We start from the raw sequence: 16,281 nt of genomic DNA on the forward strand, positions 1-16,281 counted from the left end.
TCTTGTGCTATTAAATGAACTAAAAAATATAAACATGTTGAAAAAATTACTTTCAATCACATTGTTTCTGTTTGCCGTTGTTGCTGCAGCTCAATGTAATTACACTCTCGAGCTTCGAGATAATTTTAGCAATGGTTGGGGAGGCGGTTCGCAGGTCACTGTGACTCTTAATGGTACTGCTACCAACTATACTCTACCAGATCCACCAGGAGACATAGTAGTGTATACAATCGCTGTTAATGATGGTGATACCTTATTAATAGATTACACCGCTGATCCTGTGTTTCCTGGAGATAATGAGTTTACTCTTGTGGATTCAGAAGGGATTTTAGTGGTAGACTCAGGTTTTACACCGGCAAGTGGTAATTATTTTAATGGTACGGCCTCATGTCCTACATGTCCTGCTGTTACTAATATTACTACTAGTAATGTTGTTGCAGATGGAGCAGAAATAGGGTGGACTCAAGTAGGTACAGAATCAGAATGGGAAATAGAAGTAGGTGCTTCTGGTTTTACAGTAGGTTCTGGTGTTACTTCTATAGTTACTACTAATCCAGCTCCAGTAACAGGACTAAATGCTGAAACTGATTATGATGTTTATGTACGTGCTAGATGTTCTAGTACAGATATTAGTAATTCACAAGGTCCAGCTACTTTTACGACCACTGAATCTTGTCCTGCGCCTACAAGCTTTACACCTGCAGGAGTAACTGCTACATCTGTTTCATTTGCATGGGATCCTAATGGTAATCCTAGTACTGCAGGAGAGGTGGAATATGGTCCTTCTGGATTTGTTCAAGGAGCAGGTACTGTTGAGCCCTTTTTTACAGCTCCTTTTCATATTGTTTCAGGTCTTGCTGCAAATACGTCCTATGATTTTTATGTTAGGATTGATTGTGGTATGGGAGATTTGAGTGATTGGGCAGGTCCTTATACAGCAGTGACAAGCCAGTCTTGTCCAGATATTTCTGGAGTTTCATTTTCAAATGTAACACAAACATCTGTTGATGTAGCTTGGACAGCCGGAGGAACTGAGACAGAATGGAGTCTAGAGTATGGTCCTGCTGGTTTTACCCCAGGAACAGGTACGTCGGTTTCAGCCCTAACTAATCCTTTTACTTTAACAGGTCTTTCCTCTGGAGTAAATTATGATGTATGTGTTACAGCTGTTTGCGGTCCTATGGATTTATCTACCCCAGTTTGTGCGAGTGTTTTAACACCAGCAGATTATTGTGCAGGAGATTTACTTGTGGACTCTGGTGGAGTAACTGGAGATTATGGGGCTAGTGAGAGTTTTACTTATACGGTCTGTCCAGATAATCCTGGAGATGTAGTTTATGTAGATTTTACTCAATTTCAAGTAGATCCAGCGTTTAACAACTTAACCTGTTCAGATAGTTTGACTATTTATGATGGTCCGGATACAAATTCACCAACTATTAACCCTACTTCTGGTGGAACAGCTTGGTGTTGGGAAAATGGTGCAGGAACTGGAGATTTAACTCAGGAGTTATTAATAGGGAAATTACCATCGGGTTGTATCACTTTTGTGTTCCAGTCTAATGGATTTACAAACTTAGCTGGATTTGAAGCGTCGGTAACTTGTGCTGCGCCACCTACTTGTCCTAGAATTTTTGATGAAACAGTTGATAGTGTTAATTCCTCTTCAGTGAATCTATCCTGGACACCGGGAGGTAGTGAAACGGAGTGGAGTATTGAGTATGGTGCTCCAGGATTTACACCTGGAACAGGGACTGCTTTTACGCCTAACCCTACCGTAGCAAATGCGTCTATTACTGGTTTAACTAGTGATACAGAATATGAATTCCTGATCACAGCAGTTTGCGGTCCTGGTGACGAGTCTCTTCCTGAAGGAGTAATTACTGCTACAACTCCAGATTATTGTGCAGGTGATCCATTTACAGACGCAGGAGGTGCCACAGGTACTTATAATTCTAATGAAAATATTACTTATACTATATGTCCAGATAATGCTGGTGATGTAGTCTATGTGGATTTTACCGCGTTTGATACAGAAGAAAATAGTTTTTCTACCAATTGTTATGATGGTTTAACGATCCACGCTGGACCTAATGATACATTCCCTGTTTTAAGCCCACCAGACGGAGTAGGTGATGTATGGTGTTGGGACCCTAATAGCACTGCAGCCTTTCAAGGGACAGGTGATTTAACTCAAGTGATGTTAATAGGGACTTTACCATCAGGTTGTATAACTTTTGTATTTACCTCTGACTCTTCTGTACAGGAAGATGGATGGGAAGCTGCGGTAACCTGTGGTGTTCCACCAGCTTGTCCTGTGCCTAGTGCGTTTATGGTAGATTCTGTTACCAGTGATACAGTGAACTTGTCATGGACTGCTGGTTCAACAGAGACGGAGTGGGATATTGAATATGGTCCTGTAGGGTTTACACCTGGTTCAGGGACAGTTGTTACGGTAACAACAAATCCTTATGCCTTAACTGGATTAACAGATAATACAGAATATGATATTTATATTACAGCAAATTGCACTGCTACACAAGTAAGCTCTCAAGTAGGTCCTATTGTGGGTAGAACCACATGCCTATCCTTTGCAATTCCATTCTTTGAAGGTTTTAATTCTACAAGTTCTACACAAGATTGTTGGACGGTAGTAGATGCAAATGGTGATGGTGATGCTTGGAATCTGGATGGAGCTAATCCTAGTGAAGGAAACGAGTCAGCAAGTATTAATACTGACTTTAATGGTGGTGTGGATGACGATTATTTAATATCTCCTGCTATTACTCTTACAGGAAACGAGCGAGTTAGATATGAATATAGAGCAAATAGTGCTTCAGAGCCTAATGATATGGAGGTTCTTATTTCTACTACAACAAATGCTATTGCTGATTTTACAACAACCTTACTTCCTGTGGCGAGTTATTCAAATGTAACCTACATGGAAGAAACCATAGATTTATCAGCATATACTGGAGACGTTTATGTAGCTTGGAGAATTCCTCCTACAGGTACTGATGGTTGGGTTATGTATATAGATAACGTTCGTTTTGAAACCATACCAGATTGTGATGAGCCATTAACACTAGATGCAACAAGTATAACTACTACTACGGCAGATATTTCTTGGACAGAGCAAGGTACGTCTACAGCTTGGGAAATTGAATATGGACCAGTAGGTTTCTTACCTGGAACTGGGGCAGGAACTGTAGTATCTACGGTCGCAACTAATCCTTATACCTTAGCCGGATTAGTTCCTAATGAATGTTATGACTATTATGTAAGATCTGATTGTGGTACTGGCGGATTTAGTCCTTGGTCAGCAGCTGGTACTTTCTGTACGGCTTGTGTGGCTTTTAATGTTCCTTTTCAAGAAGGTTTTAATGCTACTAGTAGTTCAGAGCAATGCTGGACTGTGTTAGATGCAAATGGAGATGGTGATCAATGGAACACTGACTATGCATTTAATCCTTTTGAAGGAGATCAAGTTGCTGCTATTTCTACAGATTTCAATGGTGGTGCAGATGATGATTATTTAATTTCTCCTCAAATTAATTTAACAGGTGGACAGCGTTTGAAATATCAATATCGTGTCCAAAGTGCTAATGAACCTAATAATATGGAAGTGCTTCTTTCTACAACAGGAGCAAATGCTGCAGACTTTACTAATACTTTATTGCCTGTAACTCTTCTTAGTAACGTAACCTATGTGGAACAGATTATAGATTTATCGGCTTATACTGGGCCGGTGTATATTGCCTTTAGAATTCCGCCTTCTTCTACAGATGGTTGGAGAATGTATATTGATGATGTAGTAATTGAAGATCAACCAGCTTGCCCTGATCCTTTAATGGTAAACATAGATTCTTTTACTAGTGCCGAAGCAACGGTGTCTTGGACAGATGAACCGTTAGCTACCACTGTAAATATTGAATATGGTCCATGTGGATTTACTCCTGGAGCAGGTACTAGCGTGGTAGGAAGTTCTAATCCTTTTACTATAACGGGACTTACTGATAATACATGTTATGATGTTTACGTGACATTTGATTGTTCTGGAACTTCTAGTGTTGCTTCTCCAGTTCAAGCATTTACTACGTTATGTAATCCATTTGTAGCACCATATCAAGAAGGTTTTGAAATGTTTACCGTTTCAACATCATTTGTAGAGGAGAATTGCTGGAGTACACCGCAAACTACGGGTTATACATGGGATGTTAGTACTGGAGGTACAGGTTCAACAAATACAGGTCCATTAGGTGCTGCAACCGGAGCTAATTACTTCTTTACAGAGGCTTCTAGTGGATCTACTGGTGATGAGGCTGAGTTAGTGTCTCCATTAATTGATCTGTCAGCTTTAACCGCTCCTGCACTTACTTTTTCTTATCACATGTGGGGTCCAGACTTTGATACGTTACATATAGATGTAAATGATGGTTCTGGATGGACGCAGGATGTTTCTACTTTAGTAGGTCAGCAACAAACTGCTCAGGGCGATGCTTGGCTTACAACAACGGTCGATTTAGCTGCATTTAGTAATGCTACTATTCAAGTACGTTTTAGAGGTACAAGAGGATCTTCTTACGGTGGTGATATTTCAATAGATGACGTGATTGTAGATGACTTTGCGGGTTGTTTCACACCAGTTAATCTCTCCGTAACAAATATTACAGCTACTGGAGCCGATATATCTTGGGGAGCAGGAGGATCAGAAACTGTATGGGAATATGCAGTATTGCCTGCTGGTTCTGGAACTCCTACCGGAGCAGGAACTTCTACTATGAATACTAGTGAGAGTCTTTCAAGTTTAGCTTCTTCTTCAAACTTTGAAGTATATGTGAGAGCAGACTGTGGAATGGGGAATTTTAGTGCTTGGGTAGGTCCTGTTAATTTTGCAACTTTATGCGCACCTATTGTAGCTCCTTATGGAGCAGTTACGGGTGCACCAGGAAACGATTTTGCTGCATTCCCTGGAACTTGTTGGGAAGAAGGTGACAATACACCTGTTGCATCGGGACCTAATGGAGTGAACGGCGCTTGGTTAACAGATGATTTTGGTAACGATGCTGCAAGTACAAATGGAGCTGCTGCCAGAATTAATATTTTTGGAACAACACCTACTAACGACTGGCTAGTAACACCTGAATTTGACTTGGGCGCATCAGGGAACTTTAGTGCGATTTTTGATATTGCTCATACGCAATTTGCAAACTCTAATGTAGCAACCTTTGGTGCTGATGATGAGGTACAATTCTTAATTACTGTTGATGGAGGTCTTACTTGGACTGCTCTTCAAACTTGGGATTCTAGTACTGCAGTATCTAATACAGGAGAAAATGTGGTGGTTGATTTATCTACTTACACGGGAATTGTACAATTTGCCTTCTGGGGAACTAATGGTACAGCATCTGGAACTGATACAGATTTCTTTGTAGATAATTTCACTATAGATGTAACTGCTAGTAATGGTGACGCTTTCGCGGAAGCGGACTTAAGATTATATCCTAACCCATCTAATGGAGTTGTGAATATTCAAGGTGGTATCCTTATCGATAAAGTAGAAATACTAAACTTGATGGGGCAAACCCTGAAAACAGTTTCAGTAAATGATACTTTTTCTCAAATAGATATTTCCAGTTACGCAAGTGGAGTTTATATTTTCCAAGTTATATCTGGGGATTCTAAGAGTGCCTTAAGAGTTATTAAAGATTAACTTTTTAGGAGATTTAGTTTAAGACTTAGATCTTATTTTTAAAAGAGCCGTTTTTTAAAACGGCTCTTTTTTTTGTGTATAGTTGGGTGTGTTAGGAGGTTTTAATATAGCTGTTCACCTATTAGTGTAGAGACTTAGAGCCATCTTTATTGAGCTAAAGTTAATTTACTGTTGTTGTTTCTTTATCCATGTTCTTAGAATTTTATCGATTTTGGGGAGGTATGATATTGTTAATAGAGTCTTAATGCTTAAATTCATCAAATCATTAAAATCAAATAACTATGAAACATTTTTATGCTACTCTTTTAGCGTTATTCTCGGTTTTTGTTATGGTTGCCCAGTGTAATTATACCTTAGAACTACGAGATAATTTTAACAATGGTTGGGGAGGCGGTTCTCAGGTAACTGTTACTCTTAACGGTACTCCTACGAGCTATACGCTACCAGATCCACCTGGAAACCAGACAGTTTATACAATAACCGTTAATGATGGTGATACCTTATTAGTGGATTACATTGCTGATCCCACGTTCCCTGGAGATAATGAGTTTACTCTCTTTGATTCTGAAGGAATTACTGTAGTAGATTCAGGATTTACTCCAGCATCTGGAAATTATTTTAATGGAACAGCCTCATGTCCTACTTGTCCTGCTGTATCTAATATTTCAGCTACTAATGTTGTCTCTGATGGTGCTGATATTGCTTGGACTCCAGGTGGTTCTGAATCTGAGTGGATTATCGAGTATGGGGTTGCTCCTTATACTTGTGGCTCCGGTGGTGTTCAAACTACGGTGACTACTAACCCAGCAACGATTACAGGCTTAAATTCTGAAACGGATTATGATATTTATGTAATTGCCGTTTGTGGACCTTCTGATCAAAGTGCTTGTCAAGGTCCTGTTTCTATTTCAACAACAGTGTCTTGTCCTGCGCCTGGAGCGTTCACACCTGCAGGGAATAGTGCGAGTTCCATACAGTTTGCATGGGATGCTAATGGTAATCCAAGCCCAAACTCTGAGATTGAGTATGGGGTGTCTCCTTATACACAAGGTAGTGGAGGAACAACTGTGCAACAGTTTACAGGGAATTTTGCAATTGTTACTGGGCTTATGTCAGATACTACGTATGATTTTTATGTGCGTATGGATTGTGGAATGGGAGATTTTAGTTCATGGTCTGGTCCATACACAAATAATACACTTATTTCTTGTCCTGCAATGGGTAATGTTCAAACCGTCAATACGACTGCAAATTCTATTGAGCTAGACTGGGTAGCTGGTGGTGTTGAAACAGAATGGGAGATTAATTATGCTCCTGCTGGAGTGATTACTACTCCATTTGCTACGACCACTCAAGGATTACTTGATACCGCATCTGGGCTTCCAGAGCTTACATTATCTGGACTTACAGACTCAACAACTTATGAAATATATATAAGATCTGTTTGTGATCCTGCTTTACCTGACTTTAGTTCACCTACACTTTATGTAGAGAATACTACTTGTACAGCATTTACAGCTCCTTATTTTACAAATTTCGAATCTGATCCTTTGAACGAATTAGGTATTTGTGATGAGTCGATTGTTGTAGGTTCTGGAACGGGTACAGCACCATGGGTGCGTGTAGATGATCTTACTTCTAATTCTGGAACTCAGCATATCTATATATACAGTGGTTCTACTGGAGCCACAGGTGATTACTATTATATTTCACCAGAATTTTCAGATTTAGATTCTAATAAGCGTGTTAGATTCTTTGCTTATGATAGAGATAATGGTGAGATTGAAGTAGGTGTTATGACAGACCCTACAGACGCCACTACATTTACAAGTGTTCAAACCTTTACCGATGCTGATCTTGCAGATGACCAGTATCAACTGGTAAGGGTTGATTTTACCAGTATAACTACTACTGGAGGTCATATTGCAATTAAATATAATGCCCCAGGAACCTTTGATGCATTTTATTTGGATGACTTTATTTATGAAACGATTCCTACTTGCCCTGAGCCATTAGATCTAGAAGTTAACAGTGTTGCTGATACGAGCATGGATTTAAGTTGGACTCAAGGCGGTTCAGAAACAGAATGGATCGTAGAATATGCGACTCCTAGTTTTGCCGTGGGAACAGTGCAACAAGTAACAAATGTGACTAGTAATACAAATTACATTCTATCTGGTTTAACATCAAATACGCCTTATGAGGTAAGAGTGGTTGCTGTTTGTGCGCCTTCAGATTTAAGTCCTCCTACATTTGCAGTAATAACAAGGACTAACCCTGATGGTCCTACAGGTGTAACCTGTCCTAATAATAATGCAGCTTTTATATGGGAGGAAACATTTGATTCTAATGCTTCTGGTTGGACAGGTACTGTTGGAACTAGTACTGGCCAATGGGAATTTGGTCAGTCAGCTGGAACAGGTTCTACAGGTACAGGTCCATTGGGTCCACAGGAAGGATCAGGATATGTGTTCTTCGATACTTCAGGAACTAATATAGGCCCTGTTTCGATAGTGTCTCCTGCTATTGATTTAACTTTAGCCACATCAGATGCAGAGATATCTTTCTTCTTCCATTCATTTGGAGGTGATCTCACAACTTTTGAAATAGGTGTAGGTACCTCTGCTACCGGACCTTTTACAAATGTATTCACTTATGTAGGTCCTTTACAGTCTAATCAAACAGACGATTTTGCTATTCTAGGAGCAGCTTTGCCAGCTTCAGTATTAGGGAACCCTACAGTTTATATTCAGTTAACAGCTACAGAAGAGGCAGGAAATGAATCTGGTTATGTGGGTGATGTAGCTCTAGATCTTATGAGAATAGAGACTTGTGCTGATATTTGTTCTAACCCAGATACACTAGCAGTAGATAACTTAAATGCTACCAGTGTAGATATCTCATTTAATGATACTAATGGATCTCCTTCCGGGAACTATGAGTATGTGATACAAACACCAGGAACTGGAATTCCTACAGCCGCAGGAACTGCGATAACATCTACTTTGTTTACTGAAAGTGGTTTAACTCCAGCGACTGATTATGAAGTTTATGTACGTACAAATTGTGGTGCGTTTGGTTTTAGTGACTGGATAGGTCCAGTAACGTTTACAACGCCTTGTGTGCCTTTTACTGCTCCATACACAAATAATTTTGATAGTGATCCTCTTGATGCACTTTTTGTTTGTGATTCTAATTTAATTACTGGTGGTGGTACATCAACCGTAGTAGAAGTTGAGGATTTAATTGCAAATTCTGGATCACGTCATATTTATATGTATAGTGGTTCTCCAGCTCCTACAGATTTCTTCTACATCTCTCCTGAATTTTCAGATTTGAGTAATGATAAGCGAGTTAGATTCTTTGCTTATGATAGAGATAATGGAGGAATTGAAGTAGGTGTCATGACAGATCCTACAGATGCTGCTACATTTACAAGTGTACAGACATTTACAGACGCAGATCTAGCAGATGATCAATACCAGTTAGTAACCGTTAACTTTACTAGTATAACTACTACTGGAGGTCATGTGGCTATTAAGTATAATGCACCAGGAACTTTTGATGCGATGTATATTGATGATTTTGTTTATGAAATGATTCCTAACTGTCCAGAGCCATCTGCTTTAACTCTTAATGCAGTATCTGATTCAACTATGGATTTATCTTGGGTTGCCGGTAATGCTGAGACAGAATGGATTGTAGAATATGCTACTCCAGACTTTGCTACGGGTACCTTGCAACAGGTTACAGGTGTAACTAGTAATACTAATTATATCTTACCTGGTTTAACTTCAAATACTTCTTATGAGGTAAGAGTAGTTGCTGTATGTTCTCCTACTGATTTAAGTCCTGGATCATTTCCTATAACCGCTAGAACAAATCCTGAAGGACCTTCTGGTGTAGTATGTCCTAATAACAATGCAGCATTCATATGGCAAGATTCATTTGATGCTAATAACGGTTGGACAGGTACTGTTGGAACTAGTACTGGTCAGTGGGAATTTGGTCAGTCAGCTGGAACAGGTTCTACAGGTACTGGTCCATTGGGTCCGCAGGAAGGAACAGGATATGTGTTCTTTGATACTTCTGGAACTAACGTAGGTCCTAACTCTGCAGTGTCACCACCTATTGACTTGAGTCTAGCAGTGGCTGATGCAGAATTATCATTCTTCTTCCATTCATTTGGAGGTGATCTTACAACTTTTGAAGTTGGTGTAGGTACTTCAGCTACTGGGCCTTTTACTAACATATTTACTTATTCAGGGCCTTTACAGACGAATCAAACTGATGATTTTGCTTTAGTAGGAGCAAGTTTGCCAGCTTCAGTATTAGGGAGCTCTACAGTTTATATTCAGTTAACAGCTACAGAAGAGGTAGGTAATGAAACTGGTTTTGTGGGTGATGTAGCTCTAGATCTTATGAGAATAGAATCTTGTGCTGATATTTGTTCTAACCCAGATACACTAGCAGTAGATAGCTTAAGTGCTACCAGTGTGGATATCTCATTTAATGATACTAATGGGACTCCTTCTGGGAACTATGAGTATGTGGTACAAACACCAGGAACTGGTATTCCTACAGCCGCAGGAACAGCGATAACTTCTACTATGTTTACTGAAAGTGGTTTAACACCAGCCACTGATTATGAAGTTTATGTACGTGCAAATTGTGGAACATTAGGTTTTAGTGACTGGGTAGGTCCAGTAACATTTACAACACCTTGTGTGCCATATACAGCGCCTTACAGTAATAATTTTGACTCAGATCCACTAGATGCTTTATTCATCTGTGATTCTAATTTAATTACTGGTGGTGGTACAACAACAACAGTAGAGGTTGAGGATTTAATTGCAAATTCTGGATCACGTCATATTTATATGTATAGTGGTTCTCCAAACGCTACAGATTTATTCTACATCTCTCCTGAATTTTCAGATTTGAGTAATGATAAGCGAGTTAGATTCTTTGCTTATGATAGAGATAATGGAGGGATTGAAGTAGGTGTCATGACAGACCCTACAGATGCTGCTACATTTACAAGTGTACAGACATTTACAGACGCAGATCTAGCAGATGATCAATACCAGTTAGTAACCGTTAACTTTACTAGTATAACTACTACAGGAGGACATGTGGCTATTAAGTATAATGCAGCAACGGCATTTGATGCGATGTATATTGATGATTTTATTTATGAGTTTATACCTAGTTGTGCTGAGCCATCGTCTCTTACCACTAATGCGATTACTGATACAACTGCAGACCTAAGTTGGGTTGCCGGTAATTCTGAGACAGAATGGATCGTAGAATATGCTACTCCAGACTTTGCTACGGGTACCGTACAGCAGGTTACTGGTGTGACTAGTAATACAAATTATCTCTTAACTGGTTTAGTGGCTAATACTCTTTATGAGGTAAGAGTAATTGCGGTTTGTAATGCTACTACGCTTAGCCCGCCGTCCTTCTCTACATTATTTACAACACCACCGGTAGGACCACAAGGGGTGAGTTGTTCCTCGCCAGGTAATCCGTTCTTTATATATGAGGAGTCCTTTGATGCGAGTTCTACTGCAACATCATGGACAGGAGATGTAGGAACTGGTAGTGGACAGTTTGAATTTGGTGTAACTGGAACAACAGGTTCTATAGGTACAGGTCCTACTGGGCCACAGGAAGGAACAGGATATATGTTCTTTGAGACTTCTGGAACTAACATAGGTCCTAGATCTGTAGTTTCACCAGCTATAGATTTAACAAATGCAAATAGTGAGTTAGAATTATCTTTCTTCCTTCATTCATTTGGAGGTGACCAAACTCTATTAGAAATAGGTTACGGGACATCAGCTACAGGACCATTTACTAATGTGTTTAGCTTTACAGGTCAATTGCAAACAGCCATGGCAGATCCATTCCAGCTAGTTGGTGTGGCTTTACCTAATTCGCTCTTAGGTCAAACCGTATATATACAAATTACGGCAACTGAAGAAGTAGGTAACGAAACTGGTTATGTGGGAGATGTGGCTCTTGATCAAATGAGAATCGAAACTTGTGATGCTACTGCTAGTATAGATTCTGTTGAGGAGCTAGGATTTACATTCTATCCTAACCCAGTAAAAGATGTGTTGAGCATTAAAGGTCTTCAAAATATAGATAGTGCTGCGGTAATGAATATGTTAGGTCAGCAAGTAATGACTGTTGAGCCTGGTGTTGTAGATGCACAAGTAGATATGTCTTCTCTTAGTTCAGGAGTTTATCTAGTTACTGTCTCTACAAATGGTCGTTCTTCTACGATTAGAGTAGTTAAGGAGTAAGTATCATATATAACTTGTTTAAAAAGGCTGTTCTTCATTGAACAGCCTTTTTTTATTGTCTATTTTTACCTCGTGAAAGAACTGTATTTTTCCTTTATTATTCCCGTTTATAATCGGCCACAAGAAGTGGAGAAGTTGTTATGGAGTATTTCTAATTTAGATTATGATTCAAATTTTGAGGTCGTTATTATAGAAGATGGGTCTTCAGTTACTTGTAAAGATGTTTGTTTACGCTTTCGCGAAAGCGTAAATATTTCATACCATTTTAAACCTAATTCTGGTCCAGGAGATTCTCGTAATTATGGTATGCGTAAGGCTGTGGGGAATTACTTTATCATTTTAGACAGTGATTGTATACTGCCTCAAGAATATTTAAAAGCTGCTCGTGCTGCACTACAAGAGGATTATGTAGATTGTTATGGTGGTCCAGATGCGGCTCACAATAGTTTTACCTCATTACAAAAGGCTATTAATTATTCTATGACATCTTTTTTTACGACCGGAGGAATACGTGGTGGTGGAGAGCACTTAGATAAATTCCAGCCTCGTAGTTTTAATATGGGACTGAGTAAAGTTGCTTTTGAGCATACTAATGGATTTGGTAAAATTCACCCTGGAGAAGATCCAGATTTGAGCATCAGGTTGTGGAATGCAGGATTTAAAACCCGACTGATTAAAGAGGCTTATGTTTATCATGAGCGACGTATTTCCTGGCGCCTTTTTTATAATCAAGTTCATAAATTTGGAATGGTACGAGTTATTTTAAATAAATGGCATCCACAAACTAGGAGGTTAGTTTATTGGTTCCCAACGGTATTCATAGGTTCTGTTTTTATGGCGGTTCTTTTTGCTATATTAGGCTGGAGTATTTTTTTAATACTCATAAGCGCTTATTCATTAGGGATCTTTATCGATAGTTCCATTAAAAATGGTGTTCAAATAGGTGTCATGTCTGTTCTTGCTGTGTTTATTCAGTTTACTGGTTATGGTTATGGCTTTTTAAGAGCCTTTTATTTCATAAACATTCTTAAAAAACAAGAGCAAAAGCAGTTTCCTAATTTATTCTTTTTATAAGTATGAGTTTAGAGTATAAAAAATACGGTACTTTTTTTTCATTTGTAATAGTAACTGGATTGTTATGGTTTGCTTTTAAGTATAAAGAAATTTACACACAGCATATCTCTGTAGCGATAGAATGGATTAATGTACCAGAAGATCTTAAAATAAAAGATCAGAGCACTTATTATATAGATGTAGAGCTTACAGGAAGTGGTTTTAGTCTTTTGAAATCTAAGTATTTTGCGCCTAAAGTGGCTTTAGATTTTAATAAATATGTTGCTGTAGATTCTTTGTATATATTCAGTCCGCAAAGAGCAACTGGTGCGATAAAGGAGCAATTAAGTTCAAATTTTAAGGTAGAGTATATAGATGCTGACTCTTTCGCACTAGATGTGATGCGGTTTGTTTCTAAAAAAGTTCCACTAGTTAAGGATTTTGAGGTCTCCTATGGTGATCATTTACAGCCTCTTTATGAACCATATTTTGAGCCAGATTCTGTAAATATTACGGGTAATGATGCGCTCATAGATGAAATGGATAAACTTCAAATAGAATTAGAGGATATAATGGTAGTAGATACCTTGTATAAAAAAGAGATTGATTTAAAAAGTTTATTTAGTGAGATTAAAACAGAGCCTTCAATAGTAGAATTTATAGTAACTAGTGGTGTGATGACTGAAGGTTCTTTTATGGTACCGATAAACATCATTAATAATAAGGGAAATAGCTCTATTAAAATTATTCCTTCAGAGGTTGAAGTAGTGTTTACATACCGATTAAAAGACCACGATGCTATTCAGGCTTCAGATTTTATGATTAATGTAGATTACAACTCTTTAAAGAATGATTATAGTGCTGTAAATGTTAATGTAGAAGTATTAAATGATAAGGTGGTTTCTAAACGCCATAATCCTCAACAAGTTCAAATTCTTTTAATGCAATGAAAATTATAGGGATTACAGGTGGTATAGGAAGTGGTAAGACCACAGTCGCAAAGGAGTTTATGAAATTAAATGTACCTGTTTTTATTGCTGATGATCGCTCAAAGTTTTTACTTTCTCATGATGATTCTGTGAAATGCAAGGTGAAAGAGTTGCTAGGAGATAAGGCTTATCAAGTTAATGGCGATAGAGAAGAGGCAAATAGAACTTTTATAGCTAGTAAAGTATTTGAGGATAAGGAGTTGTTGAGTAAATTAAATGCTATTCTACATCCTGCTGTTCATAAAGATTTTGAGCAATTTTGTTCACAGAACCTAGAGTGTGCTTATGTGCTTTATGAGGCGGCTATTTTATTTGAAACAGGCGGTCATAATAAGTGTGATGCAACGATCTTAGTTACGGCGGCTCTAGAAGAAAGGATAAAACGTGTTATGCATAGAGATGAAGTGTCTCGAGAAGATGTTAAAAGTCGCATGGATCATCAATGGTCTGATAAACGCAAATTAGCACTTGCAGATTTTGTTATATTAAATGATAATATAGATTTTTTACCTTTAATTGTAAATAATTTACATCGTTTTATGTTAAAAAATTAATTATTTGTAAAAATATAATTGTTGTTAACATTTGGTTAAACGCTTTTTAACACTTTTTGATAGTGTTAAATTTGTATGTGCAACAAAGATTACTTTACATTCTAATAGGCTTAATGAGCCTTTCTTTAGCTGGTATTATCGCGGTTCAGATTTACTGGATTGTGGATAGTATTAATAGTAAAGAAGAACAATTCTCTTTTGCAGTAAAGCAAACACTTTCTAGCGTCGCTAAAGAAATAGAAAATCAAGAGGTAGAGTTTTATTATCGAGAAGTAGATAGAGCGCTGGATAGTCTAGGACTTAAACCAGACTCTAGGAACATGACATCACTGCTTTTAAGAATAAGAGATGCAAATGTAGATGAATATACTTCTTACTCCAGTAGTACTGTTATTGAGAATTATAAACTCAATACTCAGCTACTAGATATGGAGCTGGATAGTGTCACCTTTACTAAACTCATTAATAGACGTATTAAATCTACCACTCTCAGTAAATCACCAGATAGGAGTTCTATAAGTTTAGAACAATCTTATGAGCGTATCAGTCAGCTGGATGAATTAGAAAGGAAAATGTTTATGGAGCGCATCTCTGGTTACTCTGCCAGCTTGCCTATTACACAGAGAGTTACAAAAGAACAAGTTTCTGAATTACTGAGAAAAGAACTTAAAGACCGACAGATTAATTCTTCCTTTGAATATGCTATTTATCAAGATGGTTTTCCTACTAGGATTCAATCAGATAATTTTGATTTAAGTGCTTATGCAAACTGGACCTATCCGGTTTTTAAGACTGATAATGAATTAGATCAGTCCTATGATCTATATATTAATTTACCGGGACGCAAGAAGTTTATAATATCTTCCATACTGGGAATGGCAGGACTTTCCTTAGTATTTACTTTAATTATAGTTATCGCTTATTCTAGCGCAATATCTCAATTATTCAAGCAGCGACAGATCTCTCAAATAAAAACAGATTTCATTAATAACATGACGCATGAGTTTAAAACTCCTATTGCAACCATTAATCTGGCACTGGATTCATTAAAGCACCCTAAAATAAGTACAGATCCAGAAAAGGTTGCAAACTATTTAAGAATGATTAGAGAGGAGAATAAACGCATGCACTCACAAGTGGAGAATGTATTACGTATTTCTAAACTCGAGAAGGACGACTTAGATATAGAGAAGGAACATTTAGATCTTAACGATGTTTTAGAGGATAGTATTTCTCACATAGCTCTTATTTTAGAGCAGCGAGGTGGTTCTTTACACAGACATTTTGGTGCTTTGCGTACCACAGTCCTGGCAAATGAGAGCCATTTAAGTAATGTTTTTGTAAACGTTCTAGAAAACGCAATAAAATACACAGATGAAACTCAAGCGCCGGTTATAGATATCTACACTGAAAATGTGAGAGATAAAATAGTCATTAAAATAAAAGATCAAGGAATAGGTATGAGTAAAGCCGCTCAACGTAAAGTATTCCAGAAATTTTTTAGAGAGCACACTGGTAATATTCACAATGTAAAAGGACATGGATTAGGTCTCGCTTATGCGCACCGAATTATTGAAGACCATCATGGAGAAATTTATGTAGAAAGTGAAAAAGACCTAGGAAGCACATTTATAATTAATTTACCCTTAATAACTTAA

6 protein-coding genes are annotated in these 16,281 nt (G+C 37.9%); all 6 read left to right on the forward strand.

Going from position 1 to position 16,281, the window contains the following annotated elements; genetic code table 11:
* Nucleotides 1-34: 34 nt before the first annotated feature.
* The gene (locus tag ACTF48_RS01160; protein ID WP_438961302.1) at nucleotides 35-5,713 is read left to right on the forward strand and encodes a choice-of-anchor J domain-containing protein; all 5,679 of its coding nucleotides are present in this window, start codon (nucleotides 35-37) and stop codon (nucleotides 5,711-5,713) included.
* Nucleotides 5,714-5,994: 281 nt separating this feature from the next.
* On the forward strand, nucleotides 5,995-12,027 hold the full coding sequence (locus ACTF48_RS01165; protein ID WP_438961303.1) for a fibronectin type III domain-containing protein: 6,033 nt from the start codon (nucleotides 5,995-5,997) through the stop codon (nucleotides 12,025-12,027).
* 81 nt (nucleotides 12,028-12,108) lie between these two features.
* Complete coding sequence (locus tag ACTF48_RS01170) at nucleotides 12,109-13,101, forward strand: glycosyltransferase (RefSeq protein WP_438961349.1); 993 nt, start codon at nucleotides 12,109-12,111, stop codon at nucleotides 13,099-13,101.
* Nucleotides 13,102-13,103: 2 nt separating this feature from the next.
* A complete protein-coding gene (locus tag ACTF48_RS01175; protein WP_438961304.1) occupies nucleotides 13,104-14,030 on the forward strand; it encodes a hypothetical protein in 927 nt (308 codons plus the stop codon).
* A complete protein-coding gene (gene coaE, locus ACTF48_RS01180) occupies nucleotides 14,027-14,623 on the forward strand; it encodes a dephospho-CoA kinase (RefSeq protein ID WP_438961305.1) in 597 nt (198 codons plus the stop codon). Before ACTF48_RS01175 ends, coaE begins: the two co-directional genes overlap by 4 nt.
* A 113-nt stretch (nucleotides 14,624-14,736) precedes the next feature.
* Nucleotides 14,737-16,281, forward strand: a complete 1,545-nt coding sequence (locus tag ACTF48_RS01185) for a sensor histidine kinase (protein ID WP_438961306.1) — start codon at nucleotides 14,737-14,739, stop codon at nucleotides 16,279-16,281.

This window comes from Nonlabens sp. (assembly GCF_965660805.1).
Taxonomy (GTDB): domain Bacteria; phylum Bacteroidota; class Bacteroidia; order Flavobacteriales; family Flavobacteriaceae; genus Nonlabens.